The organism is Agrobacterium sp. P15N1-A, assembly GCF_044626815.1.
GTDB classification, from domain to species: Bacteria; Pseudomonadota; Alphaproteobacteria; order Rhizobiales; family Rhizobiaceae; genus Agrobacterium; species Agrobacterium leguminum.
This window is the reverse complement of record NZ_JBIUPF010000007.1, coordinates 328,518-344,684: the sequence shown is the minus strand read 5'-3', so window position 1 is coordinate 344,684 and position 16,167 is coordinate 328,518. Positions and strand designations below refer to the sequence as shown.

Annotated in this window: 17 protein-coding genes; 4 read left to right on the top strand and 13 right to left on the bottom strand. The window is 59.0% G+C overall.

Going from position 1 to position 16,167, the window contains the following annotated elements; all coding sequences use genetic code 11:
• Positions 1–58: 58 nt before the first annotated feature.
• Positions 59–379 (top strand): thioredoxin, encoded by a 321-nt coding sequence (gene trxA / locus ACIK7D_RS22730; RefSeq protein WP_003505361.1) that lies wholly within the window; start codon positions 59–61, stop codon positions 377–379.
• 47 nt (positions 380–426) lie between these two features.
• On the opposite strand, the gene ACIK7D_RS22725 is transcribed toward trxA, so the two are convergent.
• From ACIK7D_RS22725 to ACIK7D_RS22690, 8 genes are all read right to left on the bottom strand, one after another.
• Positions 427–1,806: a bifunctional folylpolyglutamate synthase/dihydrofolate synthase gene (locus tag ACIK7D_RS22725; RefSeq protein ID WP_400157411.1), complete on the bottom strand. Its 1,380-nt coding sequence runs from the start codon at positions 1,804–1,806 to the stop codon at positions 427–429.
• An 86-nt stretch (positions 1,807–1,892) separates the two neighbouring features.
• The gene (gene accD, locus ACIK7D_RS22720; RefSeq protein ID WP_078052261.1) at positions 1,893–2,789 is read right to left on the bottom strand and encodes an acetyl-CoA carboxylase, carboxyltransferase subunit beta; all 897 of its coding nucleotides are present in this window, start codon (positions 2,787–2,789) and stop codon (positions 1,893–1,895) included.
• 27 nt (positions 2,790–2,816) lie between these two features.
• Complete coding sequence (gene trpA, locus ACIK7D_RS22715; RefSeq protein WP_031233963.1) at positions 2,817–3,656, bottom strand: tryptophan synthase subunit alpha; 840 nt, start codon at positions 3,654–3,656, stop codon at positions 2,817–2,819.
• 4 nt (positions 3,657–3,660) lie between these two features.
• Positions 3,661–4,881, bottom strand: coding sequence for a tryptophan synthase subunit beta (gene trpB / locus ACIK7D_RS22710; protein WP_003521170.1), 1,221 nt, complete (start codon positions 4,879–4,881; stop codon positions 3,661–3,663).
• A gap of 1 nt (position 4,882) precedes the next feature.
• Complete coding sequence (locus ACIK7D_RS22705; RefSeq protein WP_174022647.1) at positions 4,883–5,545, bottom strand: phosphoribosylanthranilate isomerase; 663 nt, start codon at positions 5,543–5,545, stop codon at positions 4,883–4,885.
• A gap of 102 nt (positions 5,546–5,647) precedes the next feature.
• Positions 5,648–6,415, bottom strand: coding sequence for a M48 family metallopeptidase (locus ACIK7D_RS22700; RefSeq protein ID WP_400157410.1), 768 nt, complete (start codon positions 6,413–6,415; stop codon positions 5,648–5,650).
• Between the two features lie 67 nt (positions 6,416–6,482).
• Positions 6,483–7,715: a polyhydroxyalkanoate depolymerase gene (locus ACIK7D_RS22695; protein WP_400157409.1), complete on the bottom strand. Its 1,233-nt coding sequence runs from the start codon at positions 7,713–7,715 to the stop codon at positions 6,483–6,485.
• Between the two features lie 124 nt (positions 7,716–7,839).
• On the bottom strand, positions 7,840–8,682 hold the full coding sequence (locus ACIK7D_RS22690) for a fumarylacetoacetate hydrolase family protein (RefSeq protein ID WP_400157408.1): 843 nt from the start codon (positions 8,680–8,682) through the stop codon (positions 7,840–7,842).
• Positions 8,683–8,810: 128 nt separating this feature from the next.
• Between ACIK7D_RS22690 and ACIK7D_RS22685 the strand changes: the two genes are divergently transcribed.
• The gene (locus ACIK7D_RS22685) at positions 8,811–9,413 is read left to right on the top strand and encodes a nitroreductase family protein (RefSeq protein ID WP_400157407.1); all 603 of its coding nucleotides are present in this window, start codon (positions 8,811–8,813) and stop codon (positions 9,411–9,413) included.
• 98 nt (positions 9,414–9,511) lie between these two features.
• Here ACIK7D_RS22685 and gyrB read toward each other — a convergent pair whose 3' ends face one another.
• The 5 genes from gyrB to ACIK7D_RS22660 form a co-directional block, all read right to left on the bottom strand.
• On the bottom strand, positions 9,512–11,947 hold the full coding sequence (gene gyrB / locus ACIK7D_RS22680; RefSeq protein ID WP_080815419.1) for a DNA topoisomerase (ATP-hydrolyzing) subunit B: 2,436 nt from the start codon (positions 11,945–11,947) through the stop codon (positions 9,512–9,514).
• Between the two features lie 157 nt (positions 11,948–12,104).
• Positions 12,105–12,470, bottom strand: a complete 366-nt coding sequence (locus ACIK7D_RS22675; protein ID WP_269314140.1) for a helix-turn-helix domain-containing protein — start codon at positions 12,468–12,470, stop codon at positions 12,105–12,107.
• Positions 12,467–13,036, bottom strand: coding sequence for a Smr/MutS family protein (locus ACIK7D_RS22670; RefSeq protein WP_400157406.1), 570 nt, complete (start codon positions 13,034–13,036; stop codon positions 12,467–12,469). Before ACIK7D_RS22670 ends, ACIK7D_RS22675 begins: the two co-directional genes overlap by 4 nt.
• A complete protein-coding gene (locus ACIK7D_RS22665; protein WP_400157405.1) occupies positions 13,033–14,145 on the bottom strand; it encodes a murein transglycosylase A in 1,113 nt (370 codons plus the stop codon). Before ACIK7D_RS22665 ends, ACIK7D_RS22670 begins: the two co-directional genes overlap by 4 nt.
• Positions 14,142–14,840, bottom strand: a complete 699-nt coding sequence (locus ACIK7D_RS22660) for a Tim44/TimA family putative adaptor protein (protein ID WP_003521156.1) — start codon at positions 14,838–14,840, stop codon at positions 14,142–14,144. The genes ACIK7D_RS22665 and ACIK7D_RS22660 overlap by 4 nt, the downstream gene beginning before the upstream one ends.
• Before the next feature lie 140 nt (positions 14,841–14,980).
• Here ACIK7D_RS22660 and ACIK7D_RS22655 point away from each other — a divergent pair, with 140 nt between their 5' ends.
• Together ACIK7D_RS22655 and secB are read left to right on the top strand one after the other, a co-directional pair.
• On the top strand, positions 14,981–15,529 hold the full coding sequence (locus ACIK7D_RS22655; RefSeq protein ID WP_400157404.1) for an FxsA family protein: 549 nt from the start codon (positions 14,981–14,983) through the stop codon (positions 15,527–15,529).
• A gap of 102 nt (positions 15,530–15,631) precedes the next feature.
• Positions 15,632–16,114: a protein-export chaperone SecB gene (secB, locus tag ACIK7D_RS22650; protein ID WP_003521154.1), complete on the top strand. Its 483-nt coding sequence runs from the start codon at positions 15,632–15,634 to the stop codon at positions 16,112–16,114.
• Positions 16,115–16,167 lie beyond the last annotated feature (53 nt).

Sequence of the window (16,167 nt, the reverse complement as noted above, 5' to 3'; positions counted from 1 at the left end):
TCCGACGCGCCCGCATCACATCGATAGCGGAAAAGTTTAGCTGAAAGGAGAGCCAGATATGGCTACCGTAAAAGTCGATGCCGCCAACTTCCAGTCCGAAGTCCTCGAATCCGCCGAACCCGTCGTGGTGGATTTCTGGGCCGAATGGTGCGGCCCGTGCAAGATGATCGCGCCAAGCCTTGAGGAAATCTCCTCCGAGCTTGCCGGCAAGGTCAAGGTCGCGAAGCTTAACATCGACGAAAACCCGGAACTGGCTGCCCAGTTCGGCGTGCGCTCCATCCCGACGCTCGCCATGTTCAAGGGCGGCGAAGTGGCCGACATCAAGGTTGGCGCTGCTCCCAAGACAGCGCTTTCCGCCTGGATTTCCGGCGCCGCATAAGCGATATCAATGGAATGAAAAAAGCCCGGCATCGCTGCCGGGCTTTTTTATTGGGGAACCGTGCCGTTCAGGGCAAGCGCGTTGCCAGCAAGGTAAAGCGAGCCGCCGATCAGGATGCGCGGCGCCGGCCCTTCGGGGTCGAAGCGGCGCGACAGCTCTTCCAGGGCATGAGTCAGAGACGATGTCGGCGCTGCCACGAGGCCGGCATCGAAGGCCGCATGAGCAAGCACGACGGGATCGATCGCCGCATCCGTGCCGCCAATCGGCACGGTGAAGACATATTCGGCAATATCGGCGAAGGCCTTGAAATAGCCCACAGGGTCCTTGGTATTGATCATGCCTGCAATGATGAACAGCGGGCGGGGTGTCTTTTCCTCAAAGCCGGCCATGGCTTCGGCAATGACTTCGCCCGCGCCGGGGTTATGACCGCCATCGATCCAGATTTCCGAATTCTTCGGGGCCATTTCAGCGATTTTGCCGGTCAGGATGCGCTGCAGACGGCCGGGCCATTCCACAGAGGTCATGGCTTTTTCGATCATCCGTTCCGTCACCTCGAAACCGGCAGCCTTGACGGCGCGGATCGCGGCAGCGGCATTGGCAAGCTGATGGCGGCCGGGAAGACGCGGCAGCGGCGCATCGGCCAGGCCGAACTCATCCTGATAGACCATGCGGCCGAATTCTTCATGGGCGGAAAAATCCTGCCCGTAAACCGATACCGGGCAACCGAGCCGCTCCGCCGTGGTGACAAGCGTTTCCAGCGCCGCATCATACTCCTGATGGCCTATGATGACGGGGGAACCGGACTTCATGATGCCGGCCTTTTCCGCCGCGATCAGCTCCACACGGTCACCAAGATAGGCCTGATGATCCAACGAAATCGGCATGATGACGGAGACGGCCGGATTTTTGATCACATTGGTCGCATCGAAACGCCCACCCAGACCAACCTCAAGGACGGCGGCATCGGCGGGCTGTTCCGCAAAAAGCACGAACATCGCGGCAGTCAGAATTTCGAAAACCGTAATCGTCTGGCCTGCATTGGCAGCTTCAATACGGCGCAGCGCATCCGCAAAGACGGCATCCTCAACATAACGGCCTTTTTCCCCGTAAACGCCGATACGATAACGTTCGTGCCAGTTCACCAGATGTGGGGATGTATGGACGTGAACGGAAAGGCCTGCCGCCTCCAGAAGTGCTCGGCAAAAGGCCGTGACGGAACCCTTACCGTTGGTGCCCGCAACATGGATAACGGGTGGCATCCTGTTCTGGGGATTGCCGAGTTTCTCAAGGAGCCGGGAAATTCTATCGAGCGAAAGATCGAACCCCTTGGGGTGAAGCTGCATCAGCTCTTCGATGATCTTCTCGGCCTCACCGATCGCGGGCTTCGTCATGTCTTCCGTTCGCCTTTCAGGCGTTTTGCTTGCCATTTGTCCGCCGCACCAAAGATGAAATCATGCAACGTATAGCATCATCCCGAAGGCAGTTTATGCCTCCGGGCGACATATTTTTTTCCTCAGGCCGAAGCGGCCAGCGGTACGACAGCATTTGCGTTGTCAGCAGGCGCCTTGGTCATGATCTTGAGCAGATTGGCCAGCGTGTCGGGAATTTCGCGGCGGTCGATCACCATGTCCACCATGCCGTGTTCCAGCAGATATTCCGAGGTCTGGAAGCCTTCGGGAAGCTTTTCGCGAATGGTCTGCTCGATCACGCGCTTGCCTGCGAAGCAAATCTCGGCGCCCGGCTCGGCGATATGCACATCGCCCAGCATGGCGTAGGAGGCCGTGACACCGCCGGTCGTCGGGTTCGTCAGAACCACGATATAGGGCATGCCGGCTTCTTTCAGCATGTTCACGGCAACCGTGGTACGCGGCAGCTGCATCAGCGAAAGAATGCCTTCCTGCATGCGCGCGCCACCCGAGGCCGGGAACATCACGAGCGGGCAACGCTCGGAAATGGCACGCTCGAAGGCCTTGACGATGGCTTCGCCGGCGGCAATGCCAAGCGAACCGCCCATGAACTGGAATTCATGCACGACGGCGACGATCTTCAGGCCTTTCAGGAGGCCGACGCCGGCAAGGATCGTGTCTTCCTGCTCAGTCTTCGTTCGGCTGTCGCGCAGGCGGTCGGTGTATTTTTTGGAATCGCGGAACTTCAAGGGGTCCTGCGCTACCTTCGGCTGCGGCAGTGCCTCATAGACGCCGCCATCGAAAAGATCGGCAAGGCGCGCCTTGGCCGGCATCTTCATATGGTAGCCGGAAGCCGGGATGACCCACTTGTTGTCTTCCAGATCCTTGTGGAAGACCATCTCGCCCGTTTCCGGGCACTTGATCCACAGGTTCTCCGGAACCTCCGGGCGGCGGCCGAGCATGGAATTGATCCGCGGCCGAACGTAATTGGTGATCCAGTTCAACTGTCTACTCCTGACTGGGCCGCGCGCTTATTCCGCAGCGGCAAGGCGCGACGCACGCACGCCCGTTGAAAGTCCTTTTACCAGCGTCGTAACGGCCGGCACGGTATCGGCGGTAGCCTGCCCGTCTTTGGTCAGGCTGCCCGCAATCTGGTTGACGATGGCCGAACCAACCACCACGCCATCCGCAACGGCACCGATCGCTTTTGCATGATCGGCCGTCTTGACACCAAAACCGACACAGACCGGCAGTTCCGTATGCGCCTTGATACGACCGACAGCGCCCGATATCAACGAGGGATCGGGAAGTGCTGAACCGGTAATACCGTTCATCGAGACGTAATAAACGAAACCTGAGGTATTTTTAAGGACGGCAGGCAGGCGCTTGCCATCCGTCGTCGGCGTGGCCAGACGGATGAAGTTGATGCCGCGCGCAAGTGCCGGGATGCAGAGTTCATCGTCCATTTCCGGCGGCAGATCGACAACGATCAGGCCATCGATGCCGGCCGCGATTGCGTCGTCCAGAAACTTTTCGACGCCGTAGATATAGATCGGATTGTAATAGCCCATCATCACGATCGGCGTTGCATCGTCTTGCTTGCGAAACTCGCGGGCGAGATCGAGCGTCGTCTTCAGCGTCTGGCCGCCCTTCAGCGCACGCTGACCGGCCAGCTGAATGGCCGGGCCATCCGCCATCGGATCGGAAAAGGGCATGCCGAGTTCGATGACGTCGGCACCGGCTTCCGGCAGGGCCTTCATGATACCGAGCGAGGTTTCGAAATCCGGGTCGCCGCCCATGAAATAGGTAATCAGGGCCGGGCGATTTTCAGCGCGCAGATCGGCGAAGCGCTTGTCCATACGTGCAGTCATGATCTTATACATCCATTCCAAGGAACTTGCTGACGGTGTGGACATCCTTGTCGCCGCGACCGGAGAGATTCATCAGGATGATTTCATCCTTGCCCATCTTCGGTGCGCGCTTGATGACCTCGGCCAGGGCGTGGCTCGGCTCCAGAGCCGGAATGATGCCTTCAAGGCGGGTCAGCATCTGGAAGGCGTCCAGCGCCTCATGGTCCATGATCGGTACGTATTCCACGCGACCGATATCGTTCAGCCAGGAATGCTCAGGGCCGATGCCGGGATAATCGAGGCCTGCGGAGATCGAATGGCCTTCCTTGATCTGGCCGTCCTCATCCTGCAGCAGATAGGTGCGGTTGCCATGCAGCACGCCCGGCGAACCGGCGGTGATGGAAGCGCAATGCTCGTCGCCCGAAAGACCCTTGCCGCCGGCTTCGACGCCGACGATGCGGACATTCTTGTCATCGAGGAAAGGATGGAAAATGCCGATGGCGTTCGATCCGCCGCCCACGGCTGCCACGACCAGATCCGGCAGGCGGCCTTCGGCCTCCAGCATCTGAGCCTTGGCTTCCTCGCCGATAACGGCCTGGAAATCGCGAACCATTTCCGGATAGGGATGCGGGCCGGCCGCGGTGCCGATCAGATAATAGGTATCCTCGACATTGGTGACCCAGTCGCGCAGGGCCTCGTTCATGGCATCCTTCAGGGTGCCGTGGCCAGCCGTTACCGGCTTCACCTCGGCACCGAGGAGCTTCATGCGGAACACATTCGGGGCCTGACGGGCAACATCCGTCGCGCCCATATAAACGACGCAGGGCAGGCCAAAGCGTGCAGCGACGGTAGCGGAGGCCACGCCGTGCTGGCCGGCGCCGGTTTCGGCGATGATGCGGGTCTTGCCCATGCGCTTGGCAAGCAGGATCTGGCCAAGGCAATTGTTGATCTTATGCGAGCCGGTGTGGTTCAGCTCTTCGCGCTTGAAATAGATCTTCGCGCCGCCAAGTTCCGCGGTCAGTCGTTCCGCAAAATAAAGCGGGCTCGGACGACCGGTATAATGCGCGCCGAGATGCTTGAGTTCCGCCTGAAACGCGGGATCGGTCTTGGCCTTGTCCCATTCCGCCTGCAAATCCAGAATGAGCGGCATCAGCGTTTCGGCAACGAAGCGACCTCCGTAAATGCCGAAACGGCCGTCCTCATCGGGACCAGCGCGAAAAGAATTGGGTGTTGGCGCGTCGTTCACTTCAAGCTCCCTTTGGGCCTTTCGACCAATCATTCACCACATCGAAAAATGCGTCGATCATGGACAGATCCTTGACCCCCGGCGCGCTTTCCACACCGGACGATAAATCTAGTCCGCTTGCCCTGGTCTCCGCCAGCGCCTCGGCGACATTGTCCTTGTTCAATCCCCCGGAAAGCATGTAATCCACACTTGCGTCAAGTGATCGCAGGATGGTCCAGTCGAAGGAGACGCCGTTGCCGCCCGGAAGCTCGGAACCGGCGGGCGCCTTGGCATCCAGCAGAAAACGGTCGGCTATTCCAATATAAGGGTCGATTTTGGCAAGATCAGCGGCATCGCGAATGGAAATCGCCTTCATGACAGGCAGGCCATACAGCGCCTTGATGTTCAGCAGCCGCTCCGGGCTTTCATTGCCGTGCAGCTGCAGGATGTCCGGTTTTACGAGATCGACGATTTCATCGAGATAATCATTATCGGCATTGACGGTGACGGCAACCACCTTGGCGGCGCCTCGGGCGGCTTCCGCCAGCCTGCCGGCAATATCGGGCTCGATGTTGCGCGGGCTCTTTTCAAAGAAAATAAAACCGACATGGGACGCGCCACGCCTGACGGCGCGCTCCAGCGCTTCCGGTGTCTTCAATCCGCAAATCTTGATATCCGGTTTCATACCCGCGACCTGACATGAAATGCGACAAGAGTCGAGCCAAATCGCATCCATTTCCGATGGAATGTTTCACGTGAATCCAGATGGCGATCCGCGCCGCAGGTTTCAATCGAAATCGATGGCGTGAAGTTTGGAACCATGGCGTTTCAGCCAGCTCTTAGCTTCTTCCGTATGCGGGCAGAGCTTTTCGCATAATGCCCAGAATTTCGGGCCGTGGTTCATCTCGCTCAGATGCGCAACCTCATGGGCGGCGAGATAGTCGATGACCCTGTCCGGGGCCATGACAATGCGCCAGGAAAAGCTCAAGTTGCCGTCATGGGAACAGGAACCCCATCGGCTGCGCGTATCCTTCATGCTGATGGAGCGCACCGGCCGGCCGGCTGCGCGCGCGTGAACGGCAACCAGTCGCTCCAGATCCGCCTTCGCTTCCTTTTTCAGAAATGTCGCTATCCGTCGTCTCAGATGTTCCGGCGCACCGCTGACCTTCAAAACGGCCACCCCGTCGGCGTCTTTCGCGACATGTGTCAACCCTCGCAGGCTGCCAGTATGGTCAATGCGGTGGGCTATGCCGCGAATATCGATGGTCGCACCGGGACGTAAACCGTCATCGGGGCTGAATTTTACAAGCTTGCCTTCCAGCCAGCCCTGATGCCTCTCGAGAAAATCATCCACCTGGCGGTGGTGCAGGCCCATAGGGATCGTCAGCTTCAGTGCCCTGCCGCCCGGTTCGATGCGCAGGGTAATGCGCGTGGCGCGCGGATTCTCCCTGACCGTGATCGGCACCTGCCTGCCCGCCACGGCGACCGTGCGCTGGCTCGGTGCAACCTTCTTTGGGGCCGGCGATTTCAGGGATTTTCTGAGGAGCGAAAACATGAACCCTTCATAGCCGATTCGTCCATCGCTTGGCCATGCAAATGCGTGGCACGGCCGGCCGTCTGCCCTAAGCTGCCTGGTGTTTGCGGATGAAGTCCAGCATGCGCGGCACGATTTCCTTGCGGAAGCGCGACCCGTTGAAGACACCATAGTGACCGACATCCGGCTGCATGTAATGGGCGCGTTTGTCTTCAGGAATGTTCCGGCAAAGATCGTGCGCGGCCTTTGTCTGGCCAACGCCGGAAATATCGTCGTTCTCGCCTTCCACCGTAAACAATGCGACTTTGCGAATGGCCGCGGGATCGACCGCCCTGCCCCGGTGCAGCATGTTCCCTTTCGGAAGCGCATGATCAATGAAGACCGTTTCCACCGTCTGCAGATAGAACTCCGCCGTCAGATCCATGACAGCCAGATATTCATCGTAAAATTCGCGGTGCTTTTCAGCGGAATCGCCGTCATTCTTGACGAGGTTGAGGTAAAAATCCTTGTGCGCCGTCATATGCTTGTCGAGGTTCATCGACATGAAGCCGGAGAGTTGCAGGAAGCCGGGATAGACATTGCGGCCAAACGCGGGCTGCGGCCACGGCACCTGCATGACGACATTGTCGCGGAACCATTCAATGGGTTTCGCCTTGGCAAGACCGTTGACGGCAGTGGGGTTGATGCGCGTGTCAATCGGACCGCCCATCAGCGTCATGGATGCCGGCGCGAATTTATCGCCATCGGCCTCCATCAGCGAAACGGCGGCCAGCACCGGTACGGACGGCTGACAGACGGCGATCACATGCGCCCCCGGCCCGATCGCGCGCAGCATCTCGATGACGTAGCTGATGTAATCATCGAGATCGAAGGTGCCCTCACTCACCGGCACCGTGCGGGCGTCAGCCCAATCGGTGATGTAAATATCCGCCGAAGGCAGCAGGGCCTCCACCGTCCCCCGCAAGAGGGTAGCGTAGTGGCCGGACATCGGCGCCACCAGCAGCACCTTCGGATCGGACTGGCTGGCTGGATCAAGTTCTTTCTTGAAATGCAGCAGATTGCAGAACGGACGTGACCAAACCGTCTCTTCGACAATATTGACGGTCTGGCCATCGACAACCGTACTGCAAAGAGCGAATTCCGGTTTCGCGTAACGGCGCGTCATGCGCTCAAAGACCTCAAAACCGGCGTCGAGGCTTCTCCCGAAAGCCGTGCTGGAAAGCGGGTTGAGCGGATTGTTGCAAGCCTGGCGCATCATGTCGGCGCCGGCGCGCAGCGGCGCCATGGCCGCATGGTTCATTTCATAGAGGTGGTAGAACACTGATGACGCCTCCCTCGCGATCACGCTCTTTTTTTCAACCATAGCAGCTTTTCGCAGGTGCACAAAATCGAAGGCGCCGGCGGTTTCCCGCCGACGCCTCACTTTCCGTTGAACGCCGTGGCGATCAGATGTCGGCGACGAAGGTCTGCTTCTGGGAACCGAGGCCCTCGATACCGAGTTCCACGACATCGCCAGCCTTCAGGTAACGCGGCGGCTTCAGGCCCATGCCGACACCGGGCGGGGTGCCGGTGGAGATGACATCACCGGGATGCAGCGACATGAACTGGCTTAGATAGGAGACAACGTGCGCGACGCCGTACACCATGGTCTTGCTGGAGCCGTCCTGCATGGTCTGGCCATTGACCTTCAGCCACATGCCGAGGTTCTGCGGGTCAGTGATTTCATCCTTCGTCACCAGCCAGGGGCCGATAGGGCCGAAGGTGTCGCAGGACTTACCCTTGGTCCACTGCCCGGCACGCTCCGTCTGGAAGGCTCGCTCGGACACATCGTGCGAAACGCAATAACCGGCGACGTAGTCGAGAGCATCGGCTTCCGAGACATATTTGGCGGTCTTGCCGATGACGACGCCGAGTTCGACTTCCCAGTCCGTCTTTTCAGAACCGCGCGGAATGGTGACGTTGTCATTCGGACCGACGATGGCAGAGGTCGCCTTCATGAAAATGACCGGTTCCGGCGGTACGGTGGCGCCCGTTTCAGCGGCGTGGTCCGAGAAATTGAGGCCGATGCAGATGAATTTCCCCGTTCCGGCAACGCAGGCGCCGATGCGCTCTTCGTTCAGCACCGGAAGTGTGCCGAGATCGATCGCGGCGATCTTCTTGAGGCCTTCAGGAGAAATAGCTTCGCCGCCAATGTCTTTGACATGGGCGGACAGATCGCGGACTTTTCCTTCCGCATCGAGGATTGCAGGTTTTTCCTGGCCGGACTGGCCGACACGCATCAATTTCATGGAACTCTCTCCCGGTTGTCAGACAAGGTGATGCATATATGAACGATGCATTCATACTTGTCACCCCTTGACTGCGCCAAGTTTCGAAAAATACCTTTTCCTTCCCGTCAATCAAAAGGACATGGCCCGTGACGAACAGCAATTCCCGGCAATCCGAATATCCCGTCGATCCCCTCTTCCTCGATCGCTGGTCTCCGCGCGCCTTCGATGGCCACCCCATGCCGGCCCAGCATCTGATGACCATTCTGGATGCCGCGCACTGGGCGCCTTCCGCCTCCAACTATCAGCCATGGCGGTTTGTCTATGCGCACAAGGATAGTGAGGACTGGCCGCTCTTCGTGGAACTGCTGATGGAGGGAAACCAGCGCTGGGCAAAAAACGCCTCCGTGCTGCTGTTTGTCATTTCCCGCGACTACAACATCTCGCGCGACGGTGAGAAAAAACCATCCGCGACCCATTCCTTCGATGCCGGCGCTGCCTGGTTTTCGCTTGCCATGCAGGCCCACCTGCTCGGTTACCACGCCCATGGCATGGCTGGCATATTGAAGGACAAGATCGTTGAAAAACTGAACATCCCGGAAGGCTACAAGGTGGAGGCCGGGGTCGCCATCGGCACGCTGACCGACAAGTCCGTTCTCCCTGAGGATCTGGCGGAACGGGAAGTGCCGAGCAAGCGTCTGCCCCTTTCGGATGTGGCCTTCGAAGGGCGCTTCACCGGCAAGGTTGATTGATGTTCTCCGAATGACAAAAGGCCCGGCAGAAATTGACCGCCGGGCCTTTTGTTAAATTTTCGTTTCACGTGAATCGTTACGCGAAACACCCCACAGGATTAAATGTCGAGGTTGGCGACACTCAGCGCATTTTCCTGAATGAAGTCGCGGCGCGGTTCCACTTCATCGCCCATCAGGCGGGCGAACAGGCCGTCGGCGTCCGTCGCGTCGCTCACCCTTACCTGCAGCAGCGAGCGGACATTGGCGTCGAGCGTGGTTTCCCACAGCTGCTCGGCATTCATTTCGCCGAGGCCCTTATAGCGCTGCATGGAAAGACCCTTGCGGCCGGCGGCAAAAATCGCATCCAGAAGCGCGCGCGGACCGGCGAGTTCCATGGTGCCATCCTTGCGTTGCAGGACCGGCGGCGTGGCGTAGATATCGCGCGTGCGGGCTGCGAGCTGATCGATATGGCGGGCATCGGCCGAACCGAGCAGTCCCATATCCAGCGTCGAGACTTCCTTGACGCCGCGCACCATGCGCTCGAAGCGCAAGCCGCCATCCTGCAGCACGGTGCCGGACCAGCCACGTTCGGTTTCTTCCGCGATCATGTCGAGACGCCGAGCCACTTCGGCAACGGTTTCCTCGGCGCGGGCAGCATCGGCCGAAAGTTCGGGGTTCAGCGCGCCGGCTATTGCCGCCTGTTCCACGATCGAGCGGCTGTAACGGGAATGGAGCCCGTCGATCAGTGAGCGCATGCGCACCGCATCCAGAATGACTTCGCGAAGATCGGCACCGATACGCACTTCGCCAGAACCGAGGGTCAGCGAAGCTTCCTCGATACCCATGGAGATCAGGTACTCTTCCAGCGCCTTTTCATCCTTGAGGTACTGCACGGATTTGCCACGCGTGACCTTATAGAGCGGCGGCTGGGCGATATAGAGATGGCCGCGCTCGATCAGTTCCGGCATCTGGCGGAAGAAGAAGGTCAACAGCAGGGTGCGGATATGGGCGCCGTCGACGTCAGCATCCGTCATGATGATGATCTTGTGGTAACGCAGCTTGTCGGCGTTGAACTCGTCCTTGCCGATGGAGGTGCCGAGCGCGGTAATCAGCGTGCCGATTTCCTGGCTGGACAACATCTTGTCGAAACGGGCGCGCTCGACGTTCAGGATCTTGCCGCGCAGCGGCAGAATGGCCTGGGTTTCGCGCGAGCGGCCCTGCTTGGCCGAACCGCCAGCGGAGTCACCCTCAACGAGGAAGAGTTCGGATTTCGCCGGATCGCGCTCGGAGCAATCGGCAAGCTTGCCGGGCAGAGAGGCGATATCGAGTGCGCCCTTGCGGCGCGTCAGTTCGCGCGCCTTGCGGGCGGCTTCGCGGGCGACCGCCGCTTCCACCACCTTGCCCACGAGGATTCTTGCGTCGGAAGGATGTTCTTCCAGCCAGGTGGAGAGCGCTTCGTTGACAAGGCTCTCCACGACCGGACGCACTTCGGACGAAACGAGCTTGTCCTTCGTCTGCGAGGAAAACTTGGGGTCGGGAACCTTGACGGAAAGAATGGCCGTCAGACCTTCACGGCAGTCCTCACCCTGCAGGCTGACTTTCTCCTTTTTCAGGATGCCCGAGGTTTCGGCATAGGAGGTCACCTGACGGGTCAGCGCCGCGCGGAAACCGGCCATATGGGTGCCGCCGTCGCGCTGGGGAATGTTGTTGGTGAAGCAAAGCACGTTCTCATGGTAGCTATCGTTCCACCAGAGCGCGACCTCAACCGTAATGCCGTCCTTTTCGCCCTTGATGGCGACTGGCTTGTCCACCAGCGGCTTCTTGGCACGGTCGAGATAACGAACGAAGGCTTCGAGACCGCCATCATACAGCAGCTCTTCCTGCTTGATGTCTGAATGGCGCTTGTCGGTGAGCAGGATGCGCACGCCGGAATTCAGGAATGCCAGTTCGCGCAGGCGATGCTCCAGCGTTCCATAATCATAGTCCGTCATGGTGAAGGTCTGCGGGCTCGCCAGGAAGGTCACTTCCGTGCCCGAGCGGCCTTCATATTCGCCAATGACGGAAAGCGGCGCATCGGCGACACCGTGGGTGAAGCCGATTTCGTGCAGCTTGCCGTTACGGCGAATCCTGAGCTTCAGCCAGACGGAAAGCGCGTTGACCACGGAGACGCCGACGCCATGCAGGCCGCCCGACACCTTATAGGAGTTCTGGTCGAATTTGCCGCCCGCATGCAGCTGGGTCATGATGACTTCGGCGGCGGAAACGCCTTCGGAGGAGTGAATGTCGGTGGGAATGCCGCGTCCGTTATCCGTCACCGTCACCGAGCCGTCGGCGTTCAGCGTCACCGTCACCAGATCGGCATGACCGGCAAGCGCCTCGTCAATGGCGTTGTCGACGACTTCATAGACCATGTGGTGCAGGCCGGAACCGTCATCGGTATCGCCGATATACATGCCGGGCCGTTTGCGCACGGCATCAAGGCCCTTGAGGACCTTGATCGAATCGGCTCCATATTCCGCGTTCGCGCCGACTTCGCTTGACGATGTTTCGGTCATAAATACTCTTTCCAAAGTTTTCTCGGGCCAGGTTTCCAGTGAGAGGGCCTGAAGCCAGCGAATCACTCAAATCCGACATACGACTATAGAAATTCTACACCCAATCCCAAAGGCCGCATGCTTCAGGATGCTGCATAAAGCAGGGGATAGAGGGGTTTCAATCGCAAGAACGGCTTTTTTGCAGCACGGCTGACAGTTCCTCTACCACACTCGGCGGCAGCTTGCGAATATCCCGTGCCAGCCTGTTGGCGAAAGCCGTATATTGCGGCGGCAGACCGATGGTGTCGATCACCACTTTCGGGTCGGACGAACCGGCCAGAAAGAACAATTCCTCCGCCTCGTCCCAGATGATGTTGAAATATCCGGCGATGCGCTGGAGGAGATCGAAACTCGGCTTGCCGCGCTTGCCATGCTCCAGCGCCGAAAGATAGGCGGGTGACACGCCGATTGCGGCGGCCATCTGTTTCTGCGTCACGCCCTTGCGTTCACGAAGCTGCCGCACGGCCTCCGCAAAGGGCGTCATGACTTTTCACCCCGCCGACGCGCCAGCCGCACATAAAGCGCGCCGTCGCCGCCATGATTGGCGGATGCATCCTCATAGGATGAAATCAGGTGGCGATATTCCGGCTTGGAAAACCACATGGGCACCGCCCTTTTCAACGCGCCGTCGCTGCCGATGGAGCGGCCCTTACCCGTTATGACGAGCACGTGTCTCAGACCGCGTTCATGCGCGCGCAACAGAAAATCAAGCAGCACCGCATGGGCTTCGCTCTGGAACATGCCATGCAGATCGATCCGCCCTTCCAGCGGCAACCGGCCACGGGTGAGCTTACGCTTGACCGGTTTTTCCATCGGCTGATGAATCTTCGGCTTCTTGTCCGGAGCGGGTGGCGACGGCTCGGTCGGCTCCAAAAGCATGCGCGGAAAAGCGCCTTTGCCGGTCTGCGGAACATCGGGTTCCACCGGAGGCTCCTCTATGTCGTCAAAAGCCAGCAGGTCTTCCAGTCTGCCGGAGATCGGCCGCGTGGTTTTTGCGACCTTTCCCCACAGAATGCGCTCTTCCTTGCCGAGCTTGCGACTGCTCTTCATCGCCTATACCTCTGCGCAGCCACCTGCGGTATCAGTATATAAAAATCGGCCTCATTGCGCACCGTACCGGCCAGCTCTCCCGCTTCGAAACCGGAGCCGGTAAAAATATCGCCACGCGCCGGGCCAACGATGGCCGAGCCGGTATCGAGCGCCAGCATCAGACGCGCGAAAGGTTTTCCGTCATCGAGATGGGTGAGCGACGGCGCATGGATGAAGAAGGGAAGCCCGAAAGTGTGGATGAGCCTGTCCACCGCAAGCGCTCGCCCCGCGACCAACGGAACCTTCGCAGCTGCAATCGGCCCCATGTCCTGATCGGCGACATCCGCCTCCCGGAAAAAAATATAGGAGCGGTTATGCCATAGCACCCCGTCCACCTTATCCGGATGGTCAGCGAGCCATTTGCGGATCGTCTGCATCGACACGGTTTTCGGATCGAGTTCCCCCCGATCGAGCAGCAGACGGCCAATCGGTGAAAAAGCGTGGCCGGCCTTTGCCGCATAGGTGATGCGCTTTACCGCGCCATCGCGAAACACCAGACGCGCCGCACCCTGCACATGAACGAAAAACAGGTCGACCTTCGATCTTGCCCAGGCAATCTCAAGGCCCCTGCCCTCCAGATATCCTTCGTCGATCTCCCGGCGGTCAGGAAAATAGGAAATACCGTTTTCATCCTCCCTGCCGAAAGCATAGGACGTGTCGAAGCCGGCGGGCCGATTGGCGTTGTCGATATCCACCAGCTCCGACGGCCGGCGGTAAATCGGATAACGCCAGATGTCGTCGGGCTCGGACGACACTTCCAGTTCGGGTTCGTAAAAGGCGGTTACGAAACCGCTTTTTCCCTGAGCTGGAGAAATCCTGAAAGGCACGCAATTGGTTTCAAAAAACCGGCGCGCCTGTTCCGGACTGCTTGTCTGGTTTTTCTCGGCGCTTTCCAGAAGCGGGACCAGTTCCGCCGCCGTGACCCCGAGCGCGCCGGTCCTGTAGGGTTTTGCATTCCGAAGATGCGACAGGATTGTCGCCATCGCCGGAAAAAGCTTGCCCGGATCGTCTTGCCGCCATCCGGGCAGGTCGCTGAAAGAAACTTCTTCGATCGAAAAGGGCGCGGTCATTGCTCGGATTCGGTAGCGATCAGCTTCCAGTTCGGATCGCGTGAGCGGATATCGCGCGAGAAGGTCCAGATGTCGTCCACCTCCGCAACCGCATCCGGATCGCCATCCACCAGCTTGCCATCCTTGTCATAGGTCGCGGAAATCAGCTGGCTGACGATCCTCAGCGTGATCTGCACTTCGGAATCACGTACACTGGCCTGCGTGATATCTGCTTTCTCGATACCCACGAAGGTAGACTTCACCACCTCGCCACGACCTTCTCTCTCGGAAATTGCCGCCTCGAAACCGTCGAAAACCTCCTTCGACAGAAGGTTCTTGAGCGTCTTGCGGTCGCCATCGGCAAAGCCCATGACAATCATTTCATAGGCCATGCGGGCACCGTTCAGGAATTCCTTCGGCCCGAAGGACGGGTCCCTGGTCATCACCTCACGCAGCGACGCATTGAGCGGCGTATCGACAGGCGCAAGCGCATCCGCCTCGGCAAAACGGTTTTCGTCGTCACCCTCGCTGCGCCTCGGCAGGGTCACGACCTTGTTATCGTCTGCAACGGGACCCTTTGCCACATCTCGCGGGCTATAGGGGTCGAATGGCGGCTTCTCATTGCCCGTGCGACGACCGAGGACACTGCGCAGCTGAAAGAAGATCAGCACCGCTGCAACGAGAAAAAACAATGTGATAAAGTCGCTGAAGCCCATCTTTTACCAAAACCGCCATTTAAATTCGAAAACCACACCATCATATAGTCTGCATCTTATCATCATTCAAATGTGCAGATTCAATCATCGGTGTCCCGGGAACCGGCAATCTGCCAGAGATGCACACGCAAGGCTAGAAGATGCGTTTTTCCTTTCTCCCCATCGTCATCCTGATGATGCCCATCCTCGAAATTGCCGGTTTCATAATCGTCGGCAAGGCAATCGGTTTGTGGCTGACATTGGCGCTTGTCCTGTTCACCTCGTTTCTGGGGTTGCTCATCCTGCGGCTCGGCGGCATCGGCATGGTGAGAAACCTTCAGGATGCGGGGCGTACCGGTGCGCAGCCGGCGGATGAGCTGGTGAATGGCGCCATGCGCGTCGTTGCCGGGATCCTGCTTTTCATTCCCGGTTTCATTACCGACATTCTCGGCCTTCTGCTTCTGTCGCCCACCGTGCGGCGCTTTTTCTGGAAAGCCTTCGGGCCGCGTGTCGTCGTTGCTGGTTCGTTTCGGCAATCCGGCCAGCAATCCGGTCCTCAGCACGGTGATTTTTCCGGCTTTCGGAACGATCCGGGACATGCGGGTAATTCGAAGGTGGTGGACCTCGACGAGGAAGAGTTTCATCGCGAAGAGCCAAAGGGTTCGCCATGGTCGCACAAACCGGACGATCGCGATCTGCCCAAACCCTGATCCCGGGCGGAATGGATCGCGATGAGCCGATCACGAAGGGTTGTAAGCCCCCGGTCGAAATGATAGACCGCCTTCCACGAATTCACGCCGTGAGGAAATGTAATGACCGCTGAAAATGGTGCACAGGGCGCAGTAAGTCCTTCCCTCAACATTCTTGCCCAGTACATCAAGGATCTTTCCTTCGAAAATCCGGGTGCTCCTCGCTCGCTTCAGGCCCGTGACAATGCGCCGTCGATCAACATCAATGTCAACGTCAACGCAAACCCGATCTCGGGTTCGGATTTCGATGTTGTCCTGACGCTGAACGCGGAAGCCAAGGATGGCGACAAGGTGCTGTTCGCGGCCGAGCTGGTTTATGGCGGCGTGTTCCGCATCGCCGGCTTCCCGCAGGAACATATGCTGCCGGTGCTGTTCATCGAATGCCCGCGCCTGCTGTTCCCCTTCGCGCGCCAGATCATTGCGGACGTTACCCGCAATGGCGGTTTCCCGCCGCTGATGATCGATCCGATCGATTTCGCGCAGATGTTCGCCCAGCGCGTTGCCGAGGAACAGGCAAAGGCCAAGGTTCAGGCCGTACCGAACTGAGCGACGCGGCTCTGCGCTGAAGAATTCAGACAAAACAAAACCCGGGTTCATGC

Excerpts from the sequence above, each read along its gene's own strand:
- ACIK7D_RS22660 (WP_003521156.1), bottom strand. The coding sequence starts at position 14,840 with ATGGGCTTCAGCGACTTTATCACATTGTTTTTTCTCGTTGCAGCGGTG.
- ACIK7D_RS22700 (WP_400157410.1), bottom strand. The coding sequence starts at position 6,415 with ATGTTTTCGCTCCTCAGAAAATCCCTGAAATCGCCGGCCCCAAAGAAG.
- ACIK7D_RS22725 (WP_400157411.1), bottom strand. The coding sequence starts at position 1,806 with ATGGCAAGCAAAACGCCTGAAAGGCGAACGGAAGACATGACGAAGCCC.
- ACIK7D_RS22705 (WP_174022647.1), bottom strand. The coding sequence starts at position 5,545 with ATGAAACCGGATATCAAGATTTGCGGATTGAAGACACCGGAAGCGCTG.
- ACIK7D_RS22665 (WP_400157405.1), bottom strand. The coding sequence starts at position 14,145 with ATGACCGCGCCCTTTTCGATCGAAGAAGTTTCTTTCAGCGACCTGCCC.
- trpA (WP_031233963.1), bottom strand. The coding sequence starts at position 3,656 with ATGACTGCACGTATGGACAAGCGCTTCGCCGATCTGCGCGCTGAAAAT.
- ACIK7D_RS22675 (WP_269314140.1), bottom strand. The coding sequence starts at position 12,470 with ATGACGCCCTTTGCGGAGGCCGTGCGGCAGCTTCGTGAACGCAAGGGC.
- ACIK7D_RS22690 (WP_400157408.1), bottom strand. The coding sequence starts at position 8,682 with ATGAAATTGATGCGTGTCGGCCAGTCCGGCCAGGAAAAACCTGCAATC.
- ACIK7D_RS22655 (WP_400157404.1), top strand. The coding sequence starts at position 14,981 with ATGCGTTTTTCCTTTCTCCCCATCGTCATCCTGATGATGCCCATCCTC.
- secB (WP_003521154.1), top strand. The coding sequence starts at position 15,632 with ATGACCGCTGAAAATGGTGCACAGGGCGCAGTAAGTCCTTCCCTCAAC.
- trxA (WP_003505361.1), top strand. The coding sequence starts at position 59 with ATGGCTACCGTAAAAGTCGATGCCGCCAACTTCCAGTCCGAAGTCCTC.
- ACIK7D_RS22670 (WP_400157406.1), bottom strand. The coding sequence starts at position 13,036 with ATGAAGAGCAGTCGCAAGCTCGGCAAGGAAGAGCGCATTCTGTGGGGA.
- gyrB (WP_080815419.1), bottom strand. The coding sequence starts at position 11,947 with ATGACCGAAACATCGTCAAGCGAAGTCGGCGCGAACGCGGAATATGGA.